Origin of the sequence: Nitrobacter sp. (assembly GCF_047149785.1) — a bacterium.
Lineage (GTDB): Bacteria > Pseudomonadota > Alphaproteobacteria > Rhizobiales > Xanthobacteraceae > Nitrobacter.
Genome location: NZ_BAAGBE010000001.1, coordinates 2296058 through 2322335, shown reverse-complemented (window position 1 = coordinate 2322335; position 26278 = coordinate 2296058). Strand labels below are relative to the sequence as shown.

Annotated in this window: 18 protein-coding genes, 1 tRNA gene and 1 pseudogene; 9 read left to right on the top strand and 11 right to left on the bottom strand. The window is 61.1% G+C overall.

What is annotated here, in order from left to right:
* Positions 1–206: 206 nt before the first annotated feature.
* On the top strand, positions 207–1025 hold the full coding sequence (locus ACMDCM_RS10690) for a lytic murein transglycosylase (RefSeq protein ID WP_412773542.1): 819 nt from the start codon (positions 207–209) through the stop codon (positions 1023–1025).
* Positions 1026–1608: 583 nt separating this feature from the next.
* Positions 1609–2913 (top strand): GGDEF domain-containing protein, encoded by a 1305-nt coding sequence (locus ACMDCM_RS10685; RefSeq protein WP_412773541.1) that lies wholly within the window; start codon positions 1609–1611, stop codon positions 2911–2913.
* 298 nt (positions 2914–3211) lie between these two features.
* On the opposite strand, the gene rpoH is transcribed toward ACMDCM_RS10685, so the two are convergent.
* Both rpoH and ACMDCM_RS10675 read right to left on the bottom strand, forming a co-directional pair.
* On the bottom strand, positions 3212–4111 hold the full coding sequence (gene rpoH / locus ACMDCM_RS10680; protein ID WP_412773540.1) for an RNA polymerase sigma factor RpoH: 900 nt from the start codon (positions 4109–4111) through the stop codon (positions 3212–3214).
* 215 nt (positions 4112–4326) lie between these two features.
* Positions 4327–5406, bottom strand: coding sequence for an RluA family pseudouridine synthase (locus ACMDCM_RS10675; protein WP_412773539.1), 1080 nt, complete (start codon positions 5404–5406; stop codon positions 4327–4329).
* On the opposite strand from ACMDCM_RS10675, the gene ACMDCM_RS10670 reads away from it, so the two are divergent.
* Both ACMDCM_RS10670 and ACMDCM_RS10665 read left to right on the top strand, forming a co-directional pair.
* Positions 5405–5737: a hypothetical protein gene (locus ACMDCM_RS10670; RefSeq protein WP_412773538.1), complete on the top strand. Its 333-nt coding sequence runs from the start codon at positions 5405–5407 to the stop codon at positions 5735–5737. The genes ACMDCM_RS10675 and ACMDCM_RS10670 overlap by 2 nt on opposite strands.
* Positions 5738–5791: 54 nt before the next feature.
* A tRNA-Glu gene (locus tag ACMDCM_RS10665) sits at positions 5792–5866 on the top strand.
* A gap of 150 nt (positions 5867–6016) precedes the next feature.
* Here the strand turns inward: ACMDCM_RS10665 and ACMDCM_RS10660 are convergent.
* From ACMDCM_RS10660 to ACMDCM_RS10645, 4 genes and pseudogenes are all read right to left on the bottom strand, one after another.
* Positions 6017–6664: pseudogene (locus ACMDCM_RS10660) on the bottom strand (tyrosine-type recombinase/integrase); the annotation flags it as partial.
* Positions 6665–8466: 1802 nt separating this feature from the next.
* A complete protein-coding gene (locus ACMDCM_RS10655) occupies positions 8467–9654 on the bottom strand; it encodes a hypothetical protein (protein WP_412773537.1) in 1188 nt (395 codons plus the stop codon).
* A 160-nt stretch (positions 9655–9814) separates the two neighbouring features.
* Positions 9815–10588 (bottom strand): hypothetical protein, encoded by a 774-nt coding sequence (locus ACMDCM_RS10650; RefSeq protein ID WP_412773536.1) that lies wholly within the window; start codon positions 10586–10588, stop codon positions 9815–9817.
* Positions 10589–10597: 9 nt separating this feature from the next.
* On the bottom strand, positions 10598–11089 hold the full coding sequence (locus tag ACMDCM_RS10645) for a hypothetical protein (RefSeq protein ID WP_412773535.1): 492 nt from the start codon (positions 11087–11089) through the stop codon (positions 10598–10600).
* 465 nt (positions 11090–11554) lie between these two features.
* On the opposite strand from ACMDCM_RS10645, the gene ACMDCM_RS10640 reads away from it, so the two are divergent.
* Positions 11555–11728: a hypothetical protein gene (locus ACMDCM_RS10640; protein WP_412773534.1), complete on the top strand. Its 174-nt coding sequence runs from the start codon at positions 11555–11557 to the stop codon at positions 11726–11728.
* A gap of 15 nt (positions 11729–11743) precedes the next feature.
* On the opposite strand, the gene ACMDCM_RS10635 is transcribed toward ACMDCM_RS10640, so the two are convergent.
* The 5 genes from ACMDCM_RS10635 to ACMDCM_RS10615 all read right to left on the bottom strand — a co-directional run bounded on the left by ACMDCM_RS10635 (position 11744) and on the right by ACMDCM_RS10615 (position 20051).
* Positions 11744–12094, bottom strand: coding sequence for a hypothetical protein (locus tag ACMDCM_RS10635; protein ID WP_412773532.1), 351 nt, complete (start codon positions 12092–12094; stop codon positions 11744–11746).
* Complete coding sequence (locus ACMDCM_RS10630; protein WP_412773531.1) at positions 12091–12507, bottom strand: hypothetical protein; 417 nt, start codon at positions 12505–12507, stop codon at positions 12091–12093. Before ACMDCM_RS10630 ends, ACMDCM_RS10635 begins: the two co-directional genes overlap by 4 nt.
* Positions 12504–13214 (bottom strand): hypothetical protein, encoded by a 711-nt coding sequence (locus ACMDCM_RS10625; RefSeq protein WP_412773530.1) that lies wholly within the window; start codon positions 13212–13214, stop codon positions 12504–12506. The genes ACMDCM_RS10630 and ACMDCM_RS10625 overlap by 4 nt, the downstream gene beginning before the upstream one ends.
* 268 nt (positions 13215–13482) lie before the next feature.
* Complete coding sequence (locus ACMDCM_RS10620) at positions 13483–16056, bottom strand: TIGR02594 family protein (protein WP_412773529.1); 2574 nt, start codon at positions 16054–16056, stop codon at positions 13483–13485.
* A gap of 122 nt (positions 16057–16178) precedes the next feature.
* A complete protein-coding gene (locus ACMDCM_RS10615; RefSeq protein WP_412773528.1) occupies positions 16179–20051 on the bottom strand; it encodes a hypothetical protein in 3873 nt (1290 codons plus the stop codon).
* A gap of 889 nt (positions 20052–20940) precedes the next feature.
* Here ACMDCM_RS10615 and ACMDCM_RS10610 point away from each other — a divergent pair.
* The 4 genes from ACMDCM_RS10610 to ACMDCM_RS10595 all read left to right on the top strand — a co-directional run bounded on the left by ACMDCM_RS10610 (position 20941) and on the right by ACMDCM_RS10595 (position 26165).
* Entirely contained in the window at positions 20941–21495 is a 555-nt protein-coding gene (locus ACMDCM_RS10610) for a recombinase family protein (RefSeq protein WP_412773527.1), read from the top strand.
* A gap of 283 nt (positions 21496–21778) precedes the next feature.
* Entirely contained in the window at positions 21779–22558 is a 780-nt protein-coding gene (locus ACMDCM_RS10605) for a TIGR02391 family protein (RefSeq protein ID WP_412773526.1), read from the top strand.
* 824 nt (positions 22559–23382) lie between these two features.
* The gene (bchI, locus tag ACMDCM_RS10600; RefSeq protein ID WP_412773525.1) at positions 23383–24408 is read left to right on the top strand and encodes a magnesium chelatase ATPase subunit I; all 1026 of its coding nucleotides are present in this window, start codon (positions 23383–23385) and stop codon (positions 24406–24408) included.
* Positions 24405–26165, top strand: coding sequence for a magnesium chelatase subunit D (locus ACMDCM_RS10595; protein WP_412773524.1), 1761 nt, complete (start codon positions 24405–24407; stop codon positions 26163–26165). Before bchI ends, ACMDCM_RS10595 begins: the two co-directional genes overlap by 4 nt.
* The last annotated feature ends 113 nt before the right edge of the window (positions 26166–26278 follow it).

Genomic DNA, 26278 nt, shown 5'->3' with positions numbered 1-26278 from the left:
TGCAATGCGGTGCAGTCGTGCCGCATTACAGAGCCGAGACCGTTGCGAGACCGGCCTTTGCGATGATCCCGCATCTGCCGCATCGCTGATGCGTTGCGTCGCATCCGGGATACGGACTGCGGGGCGGCTGCCTCGGCGTAGCCGCGCCGCCAGGCCGCCACAGTCGTGCTATAACGCGCGTCGATTCAGAGAAAAAAGGGATTGCAATGAAACTCCGTTTCGCCGTCGCCTTCGCCTCCGCCCTTCTCGCTGCTTCTCTCGCATCGACCGCCGCATCCGCCGCCCAATGCGGCGGCGACTTCAACACCTTCGTGGCCGCGATGTCGCGGGAGGCCGCAGCGGATGGCATTTCGCAGAGCGTGATTTCGCAGGCGCTCGGCGGCGTGCAGCAGGACCAGGCGGTGCTGAATTTCGACCGCCGCCAGCGTAGCACTTTCCGCAAGAGTTTTGAGCAATACGCCGCGACCCGCGTCACTGCCGGCCGCATCAAGGGCGGCAAGGCGATGCTCATGCGTCACGCCTCGCTGTTGTCGCGGATCGAAAAGCAGTTCGGCGTGCAGCCGGAAATTCTCGTTGCGATCTGGGGACTGGAAACCGATTTCGGCCGCGGCGACATGGGCAGGCTGCCGGTGTTCCGTGTGCTCGCGACCATGGCCCATGATTGCCGCCGCAGCGATCTGTTCCAGCATGAGCTGCTGGCGGCGCTCAAGATCGTCCAGCGCGGCGATCTCCGGCTGAACGACATGATCGGCGCCTATGCGGGCGAGATCGGGCAGACCCAGTTCCTGCCCTCGTCCTACATCAAGTATGGCATCGATTACGACGGCAACGGTCACGTCGACCTGCGGCATTCGGTGCCGGACGTGCTGGCCTCGACGGCGAATCTCTTGAAGGTCAACGGCTGGAAGGCCGGCGGCGACTATCACCAGGGATCGGCCAATTTCGAGGCGATGCGGGAATGGAATCGCTCCGAGGTCTATCGCAGGACCATCGGCTATTTCGCCGACAAGCTGGCCGGGCAGTAGCTGAAAACAGAACGCGGGCATGGTCTGTCCGCGCATCGGTTCCGCCGGTGTTTTGCACGGAGCCGTCGTCTCATAGCGTTCGATCGAAGCATGTCCTCGGGCTTGACCCGAGGATGGAATCCGGTTTGCGTGACGAAAACGCGTCAAACAGGCCCGGGCGAAGCGAACTCCACCCGAGCCGTCGAGAAACTACTTTTTCTTTTTCGCGGCCTTTTTGGCCTTCTTCACGGCCTTCTTCGCTGTCTTTTTTTTCGCTTTCTTAGCCATAATATCCTCTTAGGGTTAAATGGTTGAAGCGCGACTTCGAGGCGTGTTCGGCGGAGGGTCCCTCACGACAGCCTCGTACCGTCGATCCGAACAGATTCGCATGAGCCTGTCGTCGCGCCGTCACGCTGCTTTCATCTCGTTATCCACAGTTGTTGCATGTCTGGTCGAGCGGTCGGATGCGGCATTCATGATTTTAAAACCACGGCGAGGGGTTGTTTGACCGCGGTGAGGTTCCGTTAAGCGCTGCGGCCGCACGTTGTCCGGAAGACGGGAAAGTCGTGGGACACAGGAAGGGCGGAGACGCTCTGAATTCGCGATGCTGAGCGTACCGACGTTATGGGTCGTGTTCGTCGTGAACTTCCTGGCGCTGGGTCTGGTCTGGACCCACGTCATGCGGAGCTATCCGACGCTTGCGGCCGCGCGATATTGGGCCGCGGCTGCTTTCACCGCCGCTTTTTTTGCCGCGGTATCGATGCTGCGCGGTCACGTCGATTCGATGCTGCCTCTGCTGTTTGGCGGTGGCGGGTTGATCTTCGCGATCTGCCTTTGCGCGATGGGAATCCAGCGCTTCTACGAGGGGCCCGTCTCCTGGCAGGCGACATTCATCACCCTCGCATTGAGCGTCGCGGGACTCGCACTCTTCCTGTATGTGCGCGACGACATGCGGATGCGTATCTTCATCTATTCAACGGCTCAGGCGGCGCCGATCGCCATGACGCTGAAGCTGGTGCTGTCGCGGAGGGAAGGTCGCATCAACTCGGGAGCCCAACTCGCGGGAATCGTCGGCGCGCTCATTATTTGCGTCAGCGTGATCAGAGTGGTCTGCTCATTCTTGGACATCGGCGGCGGAGTCTCCTATGTCAACTTCAATGGTCTCCAGGCGGCCTTGATATTGGTTCTTGTGTTCCTGTCGATGACCTGGAATTTCGGTTTCCTGTTGATGGCAATCGATCGACTGCGGAATGAGGTTGCCGATCTCGCGCTGGTGGACGACCTCACCGGCGTCGCCAACCGGCGGCAGTTGCTGGCGCGGCTGGAGGAAGCGTGCGCAATGTCGCAACGGAGCGGCGAACCTTTTGCGCTCCTCGTGATCGATCTCGATGGCTTCAAGGAGATCAACGATGCTCACGGTCACGCCGCCGGTGATGCCTGCCTGCGGCATTTCACGCTGATGGCGCAGATGCAATTGCGGCCCGGCGATCTGCTGGCGCGTACCGGCGGCGACGAATTCTGCATCCTCTTGCCGGCCATGACATTGGACGAGGGCGCGGTGATCGCGCGGCGCGTACTGACCGCCTGCCGTGACGACGCCGCCGGATGCACCGGCGCCGATGTTCCGATTGCGGCATCGATCGGGCTAGCTCAATGGACCAGGGAGATCGGAGTCTGTTCGGAGCGCCTGCTCGCCGACGCCGATCATGCTCTCTATGTTGCCAAGAACCAGGGAAAAAACCGCTACGCGGCCTGCGATTCCGCACCGTCGATTGTTCCCGATTTCCCGAAGCAGACAACCCTTGACCAGAAAGCGAGCGCTGCAAGAGCATGTTCTGGCCAAGTGAGTTCTGGCCAAGTGAGTTCGGGTCAAGTGAGGTCCGGTCAAGTGAAATCCGGTGAGCCGTAAGCTCGCGGTCGATAACGTGCGAGTATTCTACCCGCTAGAATCAGAAGCGATGCTCTATGATTTTGATTTGAAGCGTTTTCTTGACGCGAATCGGCAGCCACTTCGCTTGAAAACCCTCTGGCCGCCGCCCTCCGGCCGCCAAACAAAAAGGCCGGCGTTGCCGCCGGCCCCATGGCTCAAACCGAAGCTTGCCGGCGTTAGAGCATGATCCCGAAAAGTGGAAACCGGTTTTCGGAAAAGATCATGCTCAAACAAAAAGACAAGCGACGAGTCTGATTCAACACAGTTGAAACAGACTCTAGCGGGCAGCTTCCAGAGCAGCCTGCTCTTGCCGTGCGATCGCTGTCTTCACCGCCGACTGCACCTTCTCGAAGGCGCGAACCTCGATCTGCCGCACGCGTTCGCGCGACACGTTGAATTCGGCGGCCAGATCCTCCAGCGTCATCGGCTCATCCGCGAGGCGTCGCGCCTCGAAAATGCGGCGTTCGCGCGGATTGAGCACACCCATCGCGCCGGTCAACGCCTGACGGCGATGATCGAACTCCTCGTGCTCGGCCATGATGGTTTCCTGGGTGGGCGACTGATCGACCAGCCAGTCCTGCCATTCACCGGCCTCGCCATCGTCGCGGATCGGCGCGTTGAGCGATGCATCGCCACCAAGGCGGCGATTCATGTCGATAACGTCCTGTTCCGTGACGCCCAGACGCTTGGCGATGAGCTTGACCTGATCCGGACGCATATCGCCCTCGTCAAGCGCGGAAATCTTGCTCTTCGCCTTGCGCAGGTTGAAAAACAGCTTCTTCTGGTTCGCGGTGGTGCCCATCTTCACGAGCGACCACGAACGCAGGATATATTCCTGTATCGACGCCTTGATCCACCACATGGCGTATGTGGCGAGGCGGAAGCCCTTCTCGGGTTCGAACCTCTTCACCGCCTGCATCAGGCCGACGTTGCCTTCGGAAACGACTTCCGAGATCGGCAGGCCGTAGCCGCGATAGCCCATGGCGATCTTGGCCACGAGTCGCAGGTGGCTGGTGACAAGATGATGCGCCGCATCGCGATCGTCATGTTCGCGCAAGCGTTTGGCGAACATGTACTCCTCATGCGGCTCCAGCATGGGGAACTTGCGAATTTCAGCAAGGTAACGGGAAAGACCAGATTCTCCGTTGAGAACCGGTAAGGTAGCAGTACGGGCCATGGTAGCGCCCTCCACTGGTTCGGGCTCCCGACACCGGCGAGCCGGCAGGCGATCACTTTAGTTAAAGCTGACCGCGCTGCGATGTTCCACGTTGGGTATTCAACGCAAGTGCAACATACACCAAGGAAAACGGAAAAGGGAAGAACAAAAAGGGATTACGATTCCGTGATCGCGATTGTAACCGTTTGCTATCGCTGGGGTTTCACGAATCTGCGTCATTCCGCCGCCGTCAGCGCCGCCTGAAGACGGGACAGGTCTTCCGGCAGGGCTGCCTCCCAACGCAAGACTTCTCGGGTTCTGGGATGTTCGACGACCAGCAGATGAGCGTGTAGCGCCTGCCGCCCGAGAGCGTCGAGGGCGGCCCGAGCCGATGATCCCAGATGGCTGGCCTTGGTTTTGAAATGTGGGCCATAGACATCGTCGCCTATCAGCGGATGGCCGGCATAAGCGAGGTGGACGCGGATCTGATGGGTGCGGCCTGTCGCGAGCTGGCAAGCGAGGAGTACCGCCACCGGTTTGCCGTCGCGGTCGTTGTAAGCTTCCCGCACATTCCAGTGGGTGATCGCTTCGCGCCCGCCTGCTCGCACGGCCATCTTTTCGCGGGCATAGGGGTGGCGGTCGATCGGGGCATCCACGGTGCCATGCAAGCGGTTTGGTAATCCCCACGCAAAAGCCAGATACCCCCGGCGCAGCGGGCCGGTTCGTCCATGATCCGCGAACTGGGCGCTCAGCGACTTGTGCGCGGCGTCGTTTTTGGCCGCGACCATGAGGCCGGTGGTATCCTTGTCGAGCCGATGCACGATGCCGGGTCGGCAGACGCCGCCAATGCCGGACAGGCTTTCCCCGCAATGCGCGATCAGGGCATTGACCAGGGTCCCGGCCTGATGGCCGGCGCCAGGATGGACCACCAGCCCCTTCGGCTTGTTGATGACGATCAGGTCGTCGTCCTCGTACATAATGTCGAGCGCGATGGCTTCCGCCTTCGGTGCGGCGGGTATTGCGGGCGGTATGTCGATTGTGATCGTATCGCCGGGGGCGACATGATAAGCGGGATCGCGAACGGGGATGGGGCCGATCGCATCGTTCGCGACAAAGACTCGCTTCCCAACAGAGGATTTTCGTCCGACCAAGACTTGGCCTGCGAGTATCAGGGATTTCAGACGCGATCGCGACTGCTCCGGACAGCGTGTCGCAAGGACGCGGTCGAGCCGCGCCGAGTTCTCGTTGCCCGTGACGACGATCTCCAGCCTTCGAGCGCGATCCGACGATGAGCCTTTCAGATCAGAGCCTTGCATGACCGAGCCTGTTAATCCCGAACCGACCCCGGAGCAGGCCGCGCTGTTCTCGCGGGTGCGACGGATGATGTTGATCGCGGGCCTGACCACGGCTCTTGCCCTGGCGGCCGTTCTGATCGCCATCGGCTACCGTCTTTTCCGTATGGAGGGAAGCGGGCCGATCACCGAGGTGACCGCGAGGCTGCCCACAGGAGCCAGGATCACCGCCACCGCCGTTGCAGGAGATCGCCTTGTCGTGACCCTCGATATCGCCGGTTCCGTCCAGATACGAACGTTCGATCTACACACGTTGCGGCCCGCCGGCACGTTGAAATTCGCGAGCGAACCCTGATTGCAGACGGTGCCTTGCAGCTTGTCGATTTCAAGGCTATTGCCTGTCCGTTACGCTCCCTTCGTCTAGCGGTTAGGACGCGGCCCTCTCAAGGCTGAAACAGGGGTTCGATTCCCCTAGGGAGCGCCAAACACCAATTCGACCCTTGTTCTCCTTAGCTTTTCTCCGGGAATTGTCCCACCTCTCCGCGCGGTGAGACAAATTCTGAGCGGCTTCGCGGGGAGGGGAGAGCTTCGCCATTGCGGCGTTCGCCATCATCCGCATTCGTGCCGCCTTGGTGTAGCGCTCAACCTCCTCAATGGACCTGTGGCCGGTAATGGACATGATCTCGTGCGGGGTCGCTGCGTTCTCCGCGAGCGCCGTTGCGGTAGCCTTGCGGATGCCGTGAGCCGAGCAATGAGGCAGGTCCGCTTGGCGGCACCAATCCTTGAACTTGTTGCCGAAGCCGTTCGCCGTGAACGCCTTACCGAACTCGGTGAGGAGGAACGTCTTTGAGCCATCGCTCCGAGTAGCTGCGGCGATGCTCGCCTCAAGGTCGGGGTGGAGGGGGATGTCCAGGTCAACCGGGTTGCGGTCCTCGTTCTTGGCTTGGCGATACGTGACCCGGCCTCCGTGGATGTGCTCCGGGCCGATCCGCACCACGTCCTCGCGGCGAAACGCGATGTAGCGCAGGAGGTCGAATGCGAGGCGGGCCTTGGTGCCGGCCGGGTGCCGCTTCTGATACTGTGCGATCTCGGCATCGGTCCATGTGTGGTGACCATCGCTCGCATACTTGATGCGCTTCACCCCGAGGGTCGGGTTGACCGTCGTCTCATCCGCCTCATTCGCCCAGTTGAATAGTGCCCGGAGAGCCTTGAGCCGTCCGTTGGCTGCGGCCGGGGTAGCAAGCAACTCATCGCGGAGCTTGCGGACGTGGCGAGCTTGCATGTGCGACACGAGGTTGCTGCCGTGGGTCTCACAGATACGCTCCAGTGCCCGCCTCTGCCAATTCTTAGTGCTGACATCTAGCGCGCTGTACTCGCCGCTCTTGAAGTATTGGACGCACAGGTGCCTGAAGGTGCCGCGCTGGAATGCGGTTGGCTTCGGCTTGGTGGTGGTGGTGACAGCGGAGCCACTTAAGGCTTCCTGATACTCAAGCATGAACTCGGGGGTGCCGGGCATGGAGCGAAGCCGGACCTTCGGCCGTCCGGGCATGCGGAGATAGCACCGAGGGTTGCCGTGCCGGTCCACATCCTCACTTACGTACTTGAGTCGAATGCGCATTGTGGTTGCTGAGGGAGGTGTCCCAGGTGTTGCTTGTGTCGTCGTGGTGGTCGCTAGGGTCATCCTGATTCCCGTTAGAGTCCGCGTCAAGAGCATCGAAGGCTTTATCGAGTTGTTTTCGGTCCCAGACCACCCGACCACCGAGCCGCTTCGGGGGTGGCATCACGCGGTCCCTGATGAGCTTGTCGAAATGTGAGGGCGAGACGCCGATATACTTTGCGGCCAGCACACGGGAGAGACCGCGTGGCTGCAATGAGTCCAGAGGCCCGCCAGCACTGGGCGGCGGACCTGATGTGCGCATGATGGTTTGGTGCTCGAAGCGCCGCTAAGCCGTCGCGAGAGGGCGACTGAGGGACGGCTGGTGATTAATCTTCTGACTGAGCGTTGCTAGAAAGGCGCGGCTTGGTGGTGGTGATGGTGAGTGTGCCGCCGAGCCGTATGCGCGGCTTGATGGTGTGACCCGTTAAGGTGTCGCCGCTCCATGAGCAGGAGGCATACCGTCCGGCGTAAGGTGGAGTAATCCATCAGGTGCTTCGACTTGCAGGACCGATTACAGGCAGCATCGATCTCGTGCATTGCGGCGACCGTGATGACAGTCTCCAGGGAAGACATCCTTCGTTGCAGGGCCATGGAGTAGGAAAGTTCATCAGGGTGTGGACCGCAAGTCTCGGACACGATGCATGCGGCTAGGAACTCTCGGTGCAGCCATTGGCAATCGCTTTCGGTAAAACGTGTGGCTTCAGTGCTTGGCACCACGGTCTGCGCGAAGCTCAAGCCCGAGCTTAGCATGAGGCTCGCCAGTGCCGTGCCTACGGCTACCGCTAGTCGCCCGTTCGCGATGGCTAGTAGCCCTCTACCCACGGCCATTCGACCACCCAGTGCTCCCCGCTGCGCATGCACACATGATGCCACGGGTGCTAGCATGAAGCTATAGAGGTTCGCTGTCACCGCTCACCATCGACTTCAGGCAAGCGCTTCAAGCAACCAGCCTCATGCCCTGGCCTTATGCGTCTGTCGTCCGTACGATATGGTGATGCTTGAAGCTGGTCCGGTAGCTTGAGACCCTGCTAGGTCACTTTGAGGTGGTACCCAGTAGCCCGGCCTTGAAGCCGTCGCCCTCAAGTCACCGTGCAGCGATGATGGTGGTCAATAGGCCACTATCCTCAGCCCTGAGCAACGGCGCTAAGCTTGCCAGCTATAGGGGGCATAGGGTACCCTACTGGAACGATAAGCGGAATCCGCGCCAGCCGGGAGTAGCACTCAGCGTCACTCTTTACTGAGTCAATCCGTCGCACCCATTATAAACGGCCATACAGACTCTCTGAGAGCCGTTCCTGTTAGCTGGCCTCAGGGACTCGCCACGAGGCAAAACGCACCAGTGGCCCGCTGTGGCCGATTACTGGGCATTTGATTAAAGCTGTCGCCGTCTCGCGACTAAAGCCGCTCAGTCGCCGTCAGGAGACGGCTTAAACCTCACCGATCTTCGCGGGGATTCTCGCACCCGTGACCCGTCGCGCCTCCGCCTCCATGATCCGCTGGGCCGTCTTGCCATGTGATCTCGCGACAAGCACGGCATCGTGAATCGGCAAGGCGGTGATGCCGAGTGCGTTCAACTTGAGCAAGACGGCCACGAGGATGTCACTCTCGATCCGCTGGAGCCGTAACCCTCGGCCGCATTCGAACCATCCAGTGGTCCCGTCACCGCGACCGGCTATCGCCTCGTGCCTCTCCCTGATGGCCGCGATCTCGTGTTTGACCTTGGCACCCTTCGGAAAGCACGACCGAATGTCCTCGCGCTCTCGCAGTGTTCCTCCCGGCCACTGCCGTAAGCTGCTCTTGCTCATGAACATCACGCTCACCAGTTGCTTGCGGCCTTCCCTGAGCCTTGGCCAGTCGAGCCGTTCTTGATCGGTGCCCGTGAGGTCATAGAGGTCACCGCGAGGGACACGCTTTCCAGCCGCAGCGTAAGCGAGCCTGAGGTGCATTGTGGCAAAGTCCACGTTGACCACTGCCTCACTATTAATGCGAATGTGCTTGCGTAGCTCGCGAGGCAATGTCTGCCACCAGCCGCCGTACAGCCTGCCGCCGGACTCAAAGTCATCATTGAACGTCCGGTGCAGTTGGCGATGAAGCGGCGTCACGAGCCAGTCTATGATGGTGCTTGACCGACTGGCGACATGAGCCACCACGTCGGACATCTCCACGCTCGCCATGCATAGGCCGGTGTTGATGGCCATGACATCGTGTTCTAAGCCCGGTGGTGACGGTGGTGACCGCCCGTCCGTGTGGAGTACAACGAGGCGCTCATGGTCCTCAAGGCTCAATGCGCTCCAGTCGCTTACCGCTGGTACCTTCATGGCTGGTGTTGCTGTGACGGACGAAGACGCACGGGCTGCGGCACTACGGCGATAACCGACCGTCACCGTCACGAGGCCAGCCTCATCCATCAGCGTCACCACGCGATTGAACGGCTTGCCATAGACCGGGGACGTGCTGGATGCGTGGTTTGCCCTGATGATGGCGAGGGATCGATGGTGCCCTTCCTTGCTCAATGCAAGAGCCACGAGGTTGCACACAATGACCTCAACCGCGAGGTCAAACTTCGCGCGGACATTGGCCTTCGGTGCGCGTTGCCGGTGACCATCATTGTCCATCAATCGTGCTGAGAGGGCACGGCAGTATTGCTTGAGGTGCGGATCAACCGCCCTCCACCGTGTCTCAAGGCGGATAGGCTTTAAGGTATCGGCGCGGAGTGACCGGGACGGTGATGGGATGTCCGCTGCCCGAACACTAGGCACTAGATCACACGCGAGATTATTCTTCATGCATTGTTGCTCCGCTGGCGATGGTGGCGTTCGGATGCTGGCCATATCGTTTCACCTTCAGCTTCAGGATGCCTTCAAGATGCTCATCGATGGCAGCCGCACAGAGTTCCTCAAGCCGCCCGCCCAGGATGCGCAGCACGCGGCCGGTGGACCTTGCGAAGACGTGAAGCTGGGACCTCTCGGACCACACCCTATGAAACCCTGAGGCGCGGCGATGACATGCCTTGGCGATCTGCACACGGCGAAACTCGGGGGTCTTATCGGCCCTCGGGTCATCGGTGATGAGGGCGCATACAGCGAGGGTGATGGCCAGGAGCTTCTCGGGCTTCACGCCACGGTTACGGAATCGACCGAAGGCGATGCCCGCGCGGGTGCTTGCTGGCAATCCTCGGAGCCTTGTCGCTTGCTCGTAAGGTGCGCCCTCGATCATGAAGGCCAAGCGGTCCACGGCGTTCTTAATGGCGAAGTGCGGATGAGCCCTCGTGGCCGTATCAGCGAGCAGCGGTCCAGTTACGGCGAACAGCCTCGGGCTAATGTAGCTGGTGGCTGCCCGGAGGTACGGCTTAAGGTCACCCGCCGAGTAGCTCCGATGCCACATGCTGCCATGCCGAGCCTTGAACTGAGTGTGAATCTTGCAGTAGCGGCCCGACAAGCCCTTGCCGCTCATCTGCATCGTGCGCCGCTCGCAGCCGGGCACAACGCACCACGCTTTGCCTCGCCCTGCGACGACTGCGAGGCGCGAATTGATCGATTGTTTAAACATCTTCTTGGTCTAACGCTTGCGCTTTACCGCACGGTCGATTGCATCGTTTAGTTCCGATGACCGATCTTCCCACGGGTTCTCAACCGGCTCGCCGGGTGCCCAGGTTTCTCGCCGTTTGCCCCGAAGCACATCCGTAAGCGCCCTTTCCTCCTGCTCTGGAAGATGTGCAGCTTTGATGGTGATGTCTCTTTCTTGGAGTAACGCATAGAGTTGCGCCCAGGTCTCGCGATGTTCTGGTGGCCTTTTTGCAAATCCATCACGAGCCCAGGCTTCAATCCATCCCTTCTCGAAAGCATCACGAAAGGTGTTCCGTTTGGAATGAAAGATTAACGTGCTTTGCTCGGCCGCATCGCGAATAATACCGAGAGCAAACGCCAGAATGCCTTCCAATTCCGTCCCCTCAAAAACAATGATCTCTATCTCTGAAGAGTCGATCCTGCGTGCTATGCGCGTCTTCCGATTAAAGTCGCCCTTGGTGTGTGTCTTGAAAAAGATGTTCATCGAATCCTGAATCCTCTCTCACAAATGGTTGCGCGATATGCTTCGCCGCATGGTGCATTCGATTGCAAGAGGCAGGATGATTGACCCGGAAACCGCAAGCCGAATGTCAAAAGCCTTGACGTGCTCGTGGTGCTCCAGAGGCCCGGATCACAATGGGATAGCTAGCAATGTCATTGGTGTTGACATGCGGAATGTCAAAGCTTCACGCGGACGTGAAATTAAAATCATCACCTCGGCTCAACGCACCCCGTCTGCCCGTAGCGGCTTGGCATTCAATGACGCTCTGCTATTTTGGTGAGATGGACGACGATGAGCATAATGAGACAGGGACGATGACGCCTGAGGAGAGGCACCGCTGGCGTGCCCGGCGTGCTCGCTCGCGTGAAGGCATTGAAGGCAGAGGGCCGATGGCCTCAACCCTTGGTGAACTCCGAAGCTGATGCTGATGATGCCTTCGATACTGCAATGGCCGCAGCGGTTGAACCGGTGGAGATAAGCTCGCAGCCACCTCCACCACCAAATGTCTATCCAGGCGGACTACAACTCAAGCCGCGCGTTGAGAAGAGCACCATGCGAGAGAGTTTCGCGAAAGGCCGTACCAAGCATGTGGTGCTGGTCGAGAAGCGCGACAACCAGTGAACACACACACACACACTACCTGCAACGTTGCGCCAAGCGCTCAGCAGCGGCCTGAAGAGGCGATGATGCCTTAAGGTCAATTGGTTCGGGCGGCGGTGGGCAAAAGAGGTATCGCGGGAGCACATAGTCCTCAGGATCACCTTCAAGCGCGAGGCGTCTGATGACAAAGGTCGCGGCGCTTCCTGTCAAAGGCTGCTTCCGTGGCTTAAGCATGACTGGCTTGTCAGTGCCCAGCCCGGTAAAGTGCTTTCGCTGAAGCGCTAACGCCTCTTCCATCTTCAGGTCCGTATGATCGATGAACCGCAGCAATTCTCCCGCTTTGCGGTATTCGTACACGCTCATCGGTTTATGATATTTATGCGTCATGCTGCGGCTCCGCTGTCGCCTTGGCGGACTCCATTCCTCCTCCCCCCGCTGCTGCGAGGAATAAGCTTGATGACAGTAAAGCGGCCTGGAAATGGTCGGTCCTCAGGATCGCCGGTCTTGCCGATGCGCTTGGCAACGATTCTGGCTGCCTTCACGTACAGCATGCGCCACTCTGCCGTGCCGGGGTAGCGTATGGTCGGGTTCTTGGTTCCTAGCCCCTTGAAGTGCTTTCGCCTGAGCGCGAACACCTCTTCTGGATGAAGGGGCACCTTTTTCCAGAAATAATGGAAGTCGCGGTTATCAGGTCCGGGTGATGGTACTCCCCCGCTAATCACCCAGCAGTTTCGCCTCTCCGCATCCTCTTCCAGCCTGCGTGCGAATGACTTAGTGTAGTCGTCGCTCTCATCAGTCATGGTGGAGTGTCTCCTCTCTTTCCGTGGAAGATGGTGGTGGTGGTAAGAACGTCCGTGAGAAGCTTGTGGTAGTCGTCCGGTGACAAGCTCTCGTGATGCGCCTGCCTAGCGGTCTCGTAACCCTCGGTGCATCGCTCGATAGCCGCTTGCCGCCCGAGCTTGCCATCGGGGAGCATGGTGCCGCCAGCGTGGCGCTGTATCAGGTCGCGGAGGCGATATGAGTGGTGATCCTCGTTGAACTGTGCGCATTGCCGTGGCTCGGCACTGAGGATGATGCGAGCAATATAGAACCGTGACCTCGCGGCGGATGAGAATTCACCACGAAGGTAGTAGCGGCTCTTTCCGTTCCATAGCCACTGGAAGGTCATCGTCATCCCCGCCAACTCCATGAGGAACAGCGCGGCGAAGAACAGCGTGTCGAATTCTCTCGGCTCTTTTGTCTGAGGGTGCTTGCTCGGGTTGTGCTTCACGATGGTCGAAACGGCTAATCCGCCATCAATCGGCATTGGATTGAGGAGGCGACTTCTATGCCATGCCCCGACGCTCGTGCAGAGTCGTTCTGCGTCTTGTCTGAAGTCATCGCCATCATTGCGTCGGGCGGCGCAGATTAAGTTCCGCGTCGTTAGAACGACCTCGGAAAGATCATTCTGCGGTGGTGTTCGTTGAGCGCCGCTGAGCCGTCGCGGCTGAAGCATCGTCATCGTCATCAATCAATTCCTTTCCGTTATCTCTCCGCAATGAGTGGAATTTCGTCAAGCGAAAACAGATTCCAAAAAAACGCGCGCACCACGTAAGGGTGGAGGTCATGCATCACGTCAGACATGTGTATGATGTGAGGTAGGGCCTATGTGCGTAGTACCTAGAGTGCATTTCAAGCGTGATCCCAACGTGCACCTCAAGGTGAACCTTAAGATCGTGCCGAGTGTCTAGGTTGCGCAGGTTGACCTCTTGTAGAAGCCGGGGCATCTCGCCGTCTCACGCCTCAAGCTGCGCGACTGACGATTGAATGAGGTTTGCTTCCTCACGACTCCTCGGCCGCTTGAAGTCCGGTGCTCTGCGGAAGCCTAGAAGCGCTGCTCTCGGCATGGTGGTGATGGACACATGATCATGCTGGTTGCCGCCAAGCACCTTGATGTTTCCATCTCCATCGAAGCCGACAAAGAACGCGACGTGTCCTTGCCATGAAGAGTTGCCGCGTCTGAAGACCACGATGTCACCCTCGGAGGGATTGTCAGTCGGAGTGCCCCAGTCGAGGAACGATCTCGCGTTAGCTTTGCCCGTGCCCTTGATGCCCGATGCTCCGAGCACGGCATTGGCGAACGCTGCGCACCAGGGCGTTGTGGCCGGGTCGAGGTGGATGCCTCCGAACTTCGCGAAGAACGAACTCAAGGTCGCACGGGCCTCAGGGTCACGCTCATACTTGCCCAGGTAGGACTTCGCCAAGGTAAGGGGACTATGCTCGCCACCCTGAGGAGCCTCAGCGCCTATCGCCTCGATGGTCTTGCCCGAGGGGACTTGTTGCTGAGGGTTAAGCGCCGCTGGCGATGGCTGCGGTGTCTCCGAGACTGGGACCTGAGAGTTAATGATCCCGCCCAGCCCGAGCCTATCAGCCACGCTTCGCGCGGTCTCAACCATGGACCGAGGATTGATGGCTGCGAAGGGGATGGTGCCACCACCCGCGTCCGAGCGCTTCCCTGGTTGCTGCGGAGCCTGAGGCTGTGTCTGTATGCCGCCAAGGAAGTCATCGACCGTCATCCCCTTCCGCTTTGCGAGACCCTCAACGGCGCTGCGCTGGTCGGGGGACATGGCGCGGTACAGCGGATTGATGCTGGTCGCGTTCAAGGGACCGCTGGTCGCGGGTTGTGGCTGCGCCGTTGGTGGCTGCTCGGTGCCATGCTGTGTCGCTCGGTTCGGGGTGCTCGGGATTTGAGGCGTGTCACCAGCAAGTGGAGCAGCCTGCGGTTGACCCTGCACTGATGGCGGCGGGGTGTATTCTCTCTGAGTGAGATTGCGGCCAACGGGCCTGAAGCTCTTCAAGATGGATTCCCCGAAGCTCGTGGCAAACTGCTCACGCTCAAGGGGTGATGCATTCGCGTTCTTCATCTGCCATTGCATCAGGCCATAGCGATAGTTGTTCAACGCCGTGCGGCCGTCCTCGGTGAGGGTCGCAGGGTCACCGAAGATTCTGCTCCGGGACATCTTCGAATCCTGCCCGACCATCTGAATCTGCCCGATGTACGACCTGGCGGCGGACGTGCTGAGGATGCCATCGGGCCGCTGCCCGTAGTCCTGCATGGCCTTGGCGAAGGTGATGGCTTGGCGGATGTTCTCAGGGTTGCGCACGTCGCCTGACCTGATGGCGCTTGTGACCTTTTCCACTCCATCACCACCACCCGAGAGGATGTCCTGATACAGCAAGGACACCTTCGAGGGATCATCAATGATGTTGCGAGTGCGGATGTCATCGCGCCACTTCATGAGGTCGAGCTTGAAGTTGTCATCTAGCTTGAGGATAGGCGCGAGTTGCTGCTCATCTATCGGCGCGTTCGGGTCCTTGAGTATCTGCTCAACGATGGTGCGCTTCGCTGTGTTGGCCGCGAGCTTGTCTTGGCGCTCCTGCTGAAGGCGAGCCTCGGATTCCTCGGTCTTCCAGAGGCGCATGAGCGATGAGGTCACTTCAGCCTTGACGGCAAGGCCATGCGGCGTGTCGCCTAGCGGCGGGCCTGAGGCGCTCTTGCGGTCGAAGAGGGAGAGGAGCGTCGGATCGCGGGACGTGAGGGCTTTGACCTGGATGGTGTCAGCCACGAGCTTGTCCACTTGGTCATTCCGAAGGCCGATGCCCTTGCCGTGGTCGCGGATGGCGTCGATGTTGGTGCCAAGCTGGTCGAGGTTGAGCGTCGTGCCGTCCTGCTGGGCATCCGAGATGGCATCGTCGATGGTGGAGGCGATAGCGGCACCGTATGAGGCAAGCGCCGTGTTCTGCGTGTTCTGTGTGACCTCGGACTGCCACATGGAGTGATACTTCTGCCCAGCGGAGCGAAGGTAAGGCGCAAGGCCGCGTATGATGTCCGGGTCTTGTGTCTTGAGTTGCGATTTGACTGTGTTGCCGAACCATTGATTGAACGCCTCAGGGTCGGGATTGGTCTTGTCCGTCCACTGCTGAAACGATTCTCCGAGGTAACTGTCCAGGCTGATGCCTGCGGACATGCCCATGGCCCGCTTGTAGCCTTCGATGAACTTCGGGCTCTTGTCTGCGGGGATGACGCCATCCGCCACACCTTGAGCGTATCCGCCCGCAGTTCCCTCATAGAACGCGGCCTCGCCTCGGAGAGTATCCTCCTCATCCTGTTTTTGCTTCTGCTTAGCGCCCCAGGCTGCGAGATCACCGCTTATTGCGGACAGTGCTTCTGCGATCCCGTGCAGCGGGCTTGGACCTGAAGCGGCTGGATGGCGAAACTCGGCATTGACCGGGGCGGCTACCGGCTGGAGGGCCTCGGTGATGTTGACCTCAGGTGTTGGTGGACGACGTGAGGAATCGGCGGCTGCCATGTGTGTGGCTTCCTTTCAGAGTTACTGACGATGAGTGATGAGGAGCGCGGAGCGCCGCTAAAAGGCACGGCTGGAGGTGGTCGATGCGCGGGGTGGTGTGCCCCGAAATCGCGGCCGGTGGCTTACTGACGCACGGAGAGATTCGGCAAGGAGATGCCATAAGACTTCAGGAGGTCCGCGAACGGTTTGACGCGGGCTTTATCCGCTGCGAGCTTCGGGTCCGTTCGTTCGAATGAGTTGGCGATATCCAGCTTGCGCTTGTTGACCGCGTCCGCGAGGTCATCGTTCTCGGCAAGCAACGCCTTGAGTGCTGCCTGTCTGTACCTGACGACAAGCTCCATGAACGCTCCTTCCTTGGTGTACTCCTCGCGGTAGTCGCCATGAGGAAGCTCCTCGTACTCACCCGATTGCACGAGGTCGGACACCGCCTCCCGCAGCGGGTCGAGACCTTCAGGGTGACCGATTAGCTCCTGATAGCGGTCATACGCGTTGCGGCCGTCCTCAAGCGTGTAGTCCCTGAGGTCCACTCCGCCAGTGGCTTCACTCCTAGCAGCGGGTGGCGTGAGGTAATGGCCCGTTGCCGCAAAGCTCTCATCCAACGCGCGGGTCACAGGGTCGGCTTTGGTCTGCGCCGAGATGATGCCTGAGGCCGGGGACACAACGTCACCGAACACATCGCGGGCGGGCGGTAGCGTTGATGACAGGCCGGGGACCTTCGCGGCAAGGCTGTCCAGCACCGTGCGCGTCTCCCTCATGTACTGGTCGGGGTTGACCATCGGCATCAGCGAGGAGAACGGCACAAAGCCCGGAGCCGTGCGCTTGGTCCATGAGGCCATCGTGTTGTCGTCGCGCATGGCATCGATGGCGTCCGCGATGCTCTTGAGGTAGGTCTTGTCCTTGAGCCGATGCGCGATGGAAAGCACAACGCTCGCCGCAAGGCCGTGCGCTTCCTCGGGGTTGATGTGGCCTGCGCGGTAGATCGAAGCGGCATCGGCCACCATGATGAACGGCATCATGACCGGATCGAAGGGGCTAAGCTCGAAGAACGAACGGCCACCCTCAGCGTTGGTCCATGAGAGGGAGTATGGACGATTGCCAGCCTTCCTCCACTCCCGAGCCTGCTGCGGATTCTGTGGTGGTGACCCCGTTACCGTCCCCTTCGACCACATGGCGACACCAATGCTCGCCAACATGGCACCCAGCGAAAGCTGGCCGATGGCACGGGCGGCAGCCTCAGGCCCGGCGTTGCCCCGGAGTGCGTTGACGTATTCCTTTTGCAAGAGGTTGAGCCCAGGGGTGAGCTTCACGCCGTACCTGAAGAGGTTGGTGGGCGTCTTGATGAACGGGGTGATGATGCGTAGCCACGTCTGGTCGGCCGCAAGGTTCGCATACCATGCACCAAGCCCTTGACGGCCAAGCCATGTGTCGTCGCCCTTCACGTAGTCGTTCTGGAAGGTGGACGCTTGCGCCTCTCTCAGGGCATCAGGGTCAATGCCTCTGCCCTCACCATCAAAGGCAGCATCAAGCCGTGACGAGATGTGATCGCTGTAAGCCTGAGAGCCTGAAGCAAGCCCGCGCTCATCGGCCTCAAGGCTGGCCCTGGCCGCGACCACGGCGCGATACCTCATGGTCTTGACCATCTCATCCGCAGCCCCGAGCGTGCGCAAGCTGCCCGTCAAGGTGGCCTTCGCGAACAAGCCTGCGGTTACCGCGTTGGCAGCCGCGTCCTCAATCGTGTTCATCGGCCGCAGTTGGCTCCACAACTCCTGAAGGTTGTCGGCTTGAAGGGAGGTCGCACTGAAGTGCTCTTGCTGGCGCGGTGCGAGGATGCTGTCACCTTCCATGAACGCCTTGTATGCCGCGTTCCACCCGTCGCTAAGCATCGATCCAGCGTATGAGACCTCGCGGAGACTCTGCCTGCGGATGCTGTCCGCGTTCGCCATGAGAGCCTCATCACCCCGGACCTTGCCGAGAGCCTTGAGGCCGTATGACCCGATGCCCGTCTCCAGCGGACGCCACACGAGCATGGCAGCCGACGTGAGCGCGTTGACCACCTGTGTCTTCCATCCCCAGAGCAGGTTTGCCGCCTGGAGGGATGCGGTCCAGTCGATTATGCGCTGGGCAGCGGTGATGCGTGAAGCCTTGGCCAGGAGGCTCGGGTCGCCCTTGGTCTCGGCTATGACCTTGAGCAGTTGCTCGGGGTCGGCGGTGGTGATGTTCTGGAGTTGCTCGGGGGTGAACTTGAAGTCGCTCCTCATCCTCCGCATGGACCGCGCGGCATTCGACACGATGGCCTTGCCGTTCGCGTACATGGTGGTGGCCATCGCCATCCTGTGCTGAAGCGCGGCTAAAGCCTCTTGCCTTGAGCCGAATCCCTCAAGGTTGTCGCTGCCGATGCGCGAGGCCAACTCATAGGCGTCCTGATACGCCTTGTTGGCGATGAGGAACGAGGTCTCCATGTTCGTTGCAAGCTGAGGCGCACCATCCCCGGCAGCCTTGAGCATACCAAGCACTTCGGCCGGGTCTTCATTCCACGCCTTGGCGCGGTCCGAGAGCATCGACGCCATGTCGGCATCGGACATTGCACCTTTGGCGTCGCCGCCCCGACGCGCATTGATGTAGTCGGCTTGGTCGCGGATGAGGTGGTCCATCCACGCTTGCGTCTGCTCGGTGGTGTGGAGCTTCTGCCACGGGATGAGGCCCGGTGCTTGTGGTGACCGTGGCGCGAACGCGTGGCCCGCGTCTATGGCTGCATCGCGTCCGCCGTAGGTGATGAGGGCGGAGGTGTCCGCTCTGATCTCATGGAGAAGAACTCCTCGCGTTTCAGACGCTCGTGCCTGAGCTTGGCTCTCTCTAACTCCATCTCCGAGGCTGCCAACTGCGGACTCTTGAGGCCCGCCGATATGTCCGCCTGGAGCGACTTCTCCATTGATTGCAGGACCATATCGTCCGCTTGGTCCATGATTTCCTCGAAGGTCCGATGTTGCTTCGGCTGCACCGCTTCCGCTTGTTGCATCTGGTGCTGCATGATCTTCGGCTGAGACCGCGCCACGTATATTGCGCTCAACGCCACTATTAGCACCACCATCAGCGCTACCGAGCGGACCGCTGGCTTCATCCAGTTGTCCGTTGACTGACGCGTCCATGGCTCCGTGGCCCGCCTCTCCTTCAACGCTTTGACCAACTCCTCGCCTAGGCGGTACATTGCCGAGTACATCCGCTCCTCCGAAGGCTCTACTTCCCTCATCATCGCCAGCTACTTTGAGTCCTGCGGATTCCCGTGGCAAGCCCGAAGTGGCTTCCGTGGCCTTGGCAAACGCCTCATCAGCCGTAGCACCCGCCGCATTGGCTCCTGCGATGTCTCCCGACCGCGCGAGCTTGATGCCCTTCACCGCAAGCGCGAGAGCACCGCTCAAGCCGACATCAAGCACGATGCCCTCAAGCGCGTTCCTGAGCCGTCCCTCAGCCTCACCATCATCAGGCTTGGCCGCGAGGTACGCACTCACGGGATTGCTCAAGGCCGGGTACTGCTGCACGAGATTGCTGAGGCGCTCCTCGTGCGGGTCCATGACGATGGCACCTGCGGTCGCACCACGAGCCACACCTTCAGCCCAGTGCCCGATGCGAGACGCAACACCTAGCGGCTTGGTGATCTTCCCGAGGCCGATGAACCCCGTGCCGAATTGCGCAATGCTCTCCGCGATGCCATTGACCACGCTCTCGCCTCGGAGCTTCCTGCTCTCGCCCTCGATCCACCTTCGCGCCACCGACTTCTCGGCGTCCTTCGGTTCACCGGCCACAAGGTCTTTGGCCTCGAAGCCCGCTTTGGCTACGCCCAGGGCTGCGGACTCGGTGGCTGCACTGATGGCGTCCGCCCCTGGGACTGCGAGCCCCGTGGCAAGGCGGTGGAGGAGAGAGGGCTGTGGTTGCTCACCACCCCCGGCTTCAGTGGTCGCCTGCGGCTGGGCATCTGGCAATCCGTTGGCCCGCTGCATGATGGCGTCGAATATCTCAGGCGGGAGACCCGGTGGTTGGCCCTCGGGTGCGGGCGTGGCGGTAGTCGTGTCAGATTGCGGACGTGCGTCATCGGCGGCTGCCATGGTGTCTGGCTTCCTTCTTTCGGGGTGAGGGTGAGCGCCGCTGAGCCCTGAGGCGCGGCTTGATGGTCGGAGAGGTGGAAGAAACAGCGGGCGGCCCGCGCGGTCCTCGTGGCAGCTTCCCCAGCGTCAGCGAACTAAGTTCCGCGTCCTAGTGGAGCACGAAACAGAGCTTGCTTTCTCCCAGTGTTAGGGAATCAAACCGTACGCTTTTTTTCCTCTTAGCATTAGTACAATAGAGTGCATTGTTTTCACTAGAGAATTTAGCGTCGTGCGATATTCGTCACCTAGGGCCTCCCCCCAGTGGGAGGGAATAAGAGTTCCGCCTCTACAAACAGCGAGAAGTCGCAGGAAAGCGGAGCGCCGCAAGCCACCGTTCCTCACACACGTCAATATGGCGTGACATGCCTCATGGTGTCCCGTGGTATCGTTCGTCATATACGGCTGACAAACTTCCCACCAGGATACCCGATGCGGTTAAGCGGAGAGCCTGTCCCCCTTATACTGAGGGAAACTTAGTACGATTGTACCTCAGACTCTCTGGGGCCATATACGACACCAAACTTCCCACCAAGATACCGCCGCGCTTGGCCTGTCCCCTTATATGACGTACAAACTTAGTACGATTATACCTCAGGCCGTCTGCCCGCCATGTCTCACTAGGGTATACGCAAGCGAGGTATCAGCCTGAGACGGAATTGGTGTCTCAATAGGGTTGACATTGGCATTTTGAGACATCATCCTCCCAGGGTCTAAAGCCATGTGAGACAACGAGGAGGATTTGACGATGACGGTGTTCGGCTATGCCCGTGTCAGCACCACGGACCAAAACCTAGAGATACAGGAAGCGGCACTTCGCGCGGCAGGCTGCGAGGTGGTCCGTTCGGAAAAGCGGAGCGGCACGACCACCACCGGCCGCACCGAGCTTCAGACTATCCTTGAGTTTCTGCGCAGCGGTGACGTGCTTATGGTCACCCGCATTGACCGGCTCGCCCGCAGCATCGGTGATCTTCAAGACATCGTCCGCGCGGTGCGGGCCAAGGGTGCGAGCCTCAAGGCCACTGAGCAGCCGATAGACACGAGCACAGCGGCAGGCAAAGCGTTTCTGGATATGCTTGGTGTGTTTGCAGAGTTTGAGACGAACCTTCGGCGGGAGCGTCAGCTTGAAGGCATCGCCAAGGCCAAGGCCAGCGGTGTCTACAAGGGCCGCAAGCCGAGCATCGATGTTGAGCAGGTGCGAGCCATGAAGGCGCAAGGCTTCGGACCCGCTGCCATCGCCAAGGCTCTCAAGATCGGCCGCGCATCAGTGTACCGGGCGCTTGAAGGTGGCAGCCAGACTTAGCGGCGTTTCGGCCGGTCTCGCATGGCCCAGCCCAGGACGGCCCGCGCTCCGAGGAACAGCATAACGCCAACAAATGCGAGTGTGAAAAGGATCGAAATCATGAGGCATGGTCCGTATCAGAGAAGATTGTAGATCACACACGCTCCACCTTTACCGCAAGGGGTGGCCTCGCGGACGGGGCACGGGGGAAACTGCCTTCGCAGCCGTCACGTCCTAGCCTTCGCGTTTGTGACCCTTAAAATTATAACCAACGATGAGTCCAAGCGAATCAAGGTTTCAGATGATGCAACGCTCGAACCCTCGTCCTGACAAAATTCCAAGTCTGATAAAAAGGCTTGAACGGCGTCTATCAGAGGTCTCATCCTTCACGTTGAGCTACGAGGAGGATTGGTACGGCGAAGCCAAACGGATTGCGATCAACGTGAACGCGACAATTGATGACGTTTTTGGACCAGAGACCGCCGATGCTGCCGATTTTCAAATCGACGCGAACTGGTTCACAGGACTGTATTTGAGGGAAGATGCGGCCAAACGTCAGCGCTTTACGGCGGCATTGGCCAGAACGCGAAAGTTGCTTGGCGATGCAATAAAACGCCTTCAAGAAAAGATCGCTGATGCCGATGACGATGCCGATAATAAGGTCATACGAGCTTACCAGGGACTTGAGCTACATAGCGAAATTGCGAGGGCAGCGAACGAACTTTACCTCGACGGGCACTACGCGAACGCAATCGAAGATGCTGTTAAAGCGCTCAATGATTTCGTTAGACTACGAAGTGGAGTTGATAACAAAGACGGCATGGAGTTGATGGAGTTCGTCTTTAGTCCGAAGCAGCCGCTGCTTGCATTTAATGCTTTAAAGGATGACTCGGATCGCAACGAGCAAAAGGGGTTCATGATGATGCTCTCCGGTGCCGTGGCTGGGCTTCGGAACCCTAGAGCACATTCGCTGGTTAAGGATGATCCTGAGCGAGCGTTGGAATTCATCGCCTATGTTAGTCTTTTGGCGAAGCTAGTGGATGAGGCAAAGAAACGTCCAAGCCGCAAAGAGGCGGCAGCCTGACGCTATGCTGCGGCTGCGGCTCCCTACTAGCACAAGGGAGTGAGCCAAGCGTATTGGAAAGCATAACAATCCCCTGGAACACCTTTCGATCTCACCTCAGGCCAACATCCTGACACCGCTCAATCTTCTTGGTCCCCTAGGGAGCGCCAAAGGCCAATTCGTCCCTTGTTTTCCTCGGCTTCTCCGGGAATTGTCCCCGCACGAGTTTTGGCTTCTCGGCTTCGCGGGAAGCCGAACCAGTCGATCCCTCGCTGCAAGGGTCGAATGCCAATGCGTGATCGCGTCGTGCTGGTGCGTGCCGTTATGGCACCGCCGCAACGGGCGCAATGCAAGAATCCGCTCGGCAGCATCGGGCCGGCGGGGCACGCGCAGCGGGTTGCCGAACACACGGGTTCCACAACGGTCGCGGCAGTGATGTTCCAGCGGTCGCCGCACAACTCGTTGACATGCTTGCGCTGGCCAACTCTTCGGGAGGGCTGCATTTCCAGCACGAGTTGCCCCAGGTGGCTTGCTGGCACAATGCGGTTGACCTAGCCGTTAAGTGTTCGTAACGTCAATCAATGTTGACACATGCTCCGCTCGATGGGAGACGCATTAGCGGGAAGAAGCCTTCGGGCCGGGACGCGCAACGGCGCCGTGGCTATGGCGCGCAGGGGGCGGTCATTCGTTTGCTGCATAAGAGCCGCCCCGAAGCCGTCCTCACCGGGGCTTCCCGCCGGTGGACGGCGAGCAGTCGCTGCGAACCGGGAGGCGCGTTACGCATGGAGTTGCTCGATAAGGGTGCCGGAATCATCGCGCGAACCCGTGCTGCGGAAGTTTAGCCCATGACGGTGGCTTTTCCGTTCCCCGCGATTGTCGGTCAGGATGATATGAAGCGGGCGCTGATCGTCGCGGCGGTCGATCCGAAGATCGGCGGCGTGCTCGCCTTCGGTGACCGTGGCTCGGGAAAGTCCACCGCTGTGCGCGCGCTCGCGGCGCTGCTGCCGACCATGCGGGCGGTCGTCGGGTGCCGCTATCACTGCGATCCGGACGCTGCCGTTTCATTATGCAACGACTGCCGGGCGCGGGCGGGCGAGGGTAAACTGAAATCGCACCGGGTGCCGGTGCCTGTGATCGATCTGCCGCTCGGCGCGACCGAAGACCGCGTGGTCGGCGCGCTCGATCTGGAGCGCGCGCTTGCGCACGGGGAAAAGAGTTTCGAGCCCGGATTGCTGGCGCGCGCCAACCGCGGGTTTCTTTATATCGACGAGGTGAATCTTCTGGAAGACCACCTCGTGGATCTGCTGCTCGATGTCGCCGCCTCCGGAGAGAATGTGGTCGAGCGCGATGGGCTCAGCATCCGGCACCCCGCGAAAATCGTGCTGGTCGGCACCGGAAATCCGGAAGAGGGCGAATTGCGCCCGCAACTGCTGGACCGGTTCGGCCTGTCCGTGGAGGTGAAGACGCCGGACGATCTGCCGACGCGCATCGAAGTCGTGAAGCGGCGCGACGCGTTCGAGACCGACCCTTCCGTCTTCGTCGCGCAATGGGCGGAGGACGAGGCCCGCATCCGCAGGAAAATCCAGTCGGCGCGAGAACGGCTCGACCGGGTGGCGGTGTCCGACGCGATGCGCACCAAGGCCGCGCAGCTCTGCATGACGCTCGGCACCGACGGGCTGCGCGGCGAACTGACGCTGGTGCGCGCCGCGCGCGCGTTCGCAGCCTTCGCGGGCGCCAAGGCGGTCACTGAAAATCATCTGAAACATCTCGCGCCGTCGGCTCTGCGGCACCGGCTGCGCCGCAATCCGCTCGACGAGTCCGGATCCGGCGCGCGGGTGGAGCGCGCGCTCGCGGAGTGCTTCGTCGCATGAGCGCGGGCGCGCAGATATGGCCGGATGCCGTCGTGGCCGCCGCGTTGTTTGCGATCGACCCCGCCGGCACGGGCGGCGTTCGCATTCGTGCCGGCGCGGGTCCTGTCCGCGATCGCTGGATCGCGATTCTGCGTGGACTGTTGCCGCCGGCCGTCGCGATCCGGAAATTGCCGCCGGCCGTTTCCGATGGCGTGCTGCTTGGCGGGCTCGATCTCGCCGCGACGCTGCGGCAGGGGCGGCCGGTGGTCGCGCGTGGCCTGCTCGCCGACATCGACGGCGGCGTCCTGCTCGCCGTGATGGCCGAGCGGCTTGCGCCCTCGACCGTGGCGCAGCTTGGCGCGGTGCTCGACGCCCGCGCGGTGGTGATCGAGCGCGACGGCCTGTCGGAGCGGATTCCGTCGTGCTTCGGCGTCGTCGCCCTTGACGAGGGCATCGACGACGAGCGCGCGCCGGCATCGCTGTGCGACCGCCTCGCCTTCGCGATCGACCTGTCGCCGGTGCCGCTCGCCGAGACCGGCGATGCCGGCGTCACGGCTGGCGACATCGCGGCCGCGCGGCTTCGGCTGCCGGGCGTGACAATCGCAGCGGACGCGGTCGAAGCCCTATGCCGTGCGGCGGCTTCTCTGGGCGTCGCATCGCTGCGCGCGCCGTTGCTCGCGGTCCGCGCGGCGCGGGCGGCCGCCGCGCTCGATGCAACTGAGGCGGTGCAGCGCGCGCATGTCGAGCTTGCCGCGCGCTTGGTACTCGCGCCGCGCGTCACGCTCTTGCCGGCGCCAGAACAGGAGCAGGACGAGGCCGAACCGCCGCCCGAGGACAAGCCCGGCGAAGCGGACGCTAGCCGCCGCGACGACGCGCCGCTGGAAGATGTCGTTCTCGAAGCGGCGCAGGCCGCCATCCCGCCCGACCTGCTGAAGCGGCTTCAGCAGGGCGCGCTCCGCGCCTCTCGCAATGCAAGCCAGGGCAAGCAGGGACTGGCGCGGATGGGACCGCGGCGCGGCCGTCCCGTCGGCGTGCGCCGCGGGCAACTTGTCGCGGGCGCGCGGCTGAACGTGCTGGAAACGCTGCGCGCCGCCGCGCCCTGGCAGCGGCTTCGCCGGCAAACGGAGGGAACTCAATCCGGCGCGGATGCGCGCCTTGTGATCCGCAAGGACGATTTCCGCATCACCCGCTTCAAGCAGCGGAGCGCGACGGCGACGATTTTCGTGGTGGATGCGTCGGGATCGTCGGCGCTGCAACGGCTCGCCGAGGTCAAGGGCGCGGTGGAATTGCTGCTGGCGGATTGCTACGTGCGGCGGGACGAGGTCGCGCTGATCGCGTTCCGGGGCCGGGCGGCCGAATTGCTCCTGCCTCCGACCCGCTCGCTGACGCGCGCCCGGCGCAGCCTGGCCGCGCTTCCCGGCGGCGGAGGCACGCCGCTGTCGGCGGCGATCGGTGCTGCGGAAACGCTCGCGCTGGCGGTTCGCGGCAAGGGCCATGCGCCCACCGTCGTGCTGATGACCGACGGCCACGCGAATGTGAGCCGCGACGGCAGCCCCGGCCGCGCCGCAGCCGAAGCCGAAGCCTGCGAGGCCGCGCGCCGGTTGCGCGCGACCGGCGTTCCGGCCGTCGTCATCGACACATCGGCGCGTCCGCAGCCGCAGGCTGAGCGGATCGCGGCGGAAATGAGCGCGCGCTATGTCGCCTTGCCTTACGCCGACGCCGCGCGGCTGTCGCGCGCGGTGCAGGTGAACAGGACGCCGCGCATCGGTCTGTCGTGACGGGTGATAGTCAGCTTGCCTTTTCACAGGTTGATGACAATCTGTCTTGTCAGACCCCGACCCGACCGAGCAGCCAAGAGCGGCCGGCCAACGAACGCGGAGGAGGCCGGCCG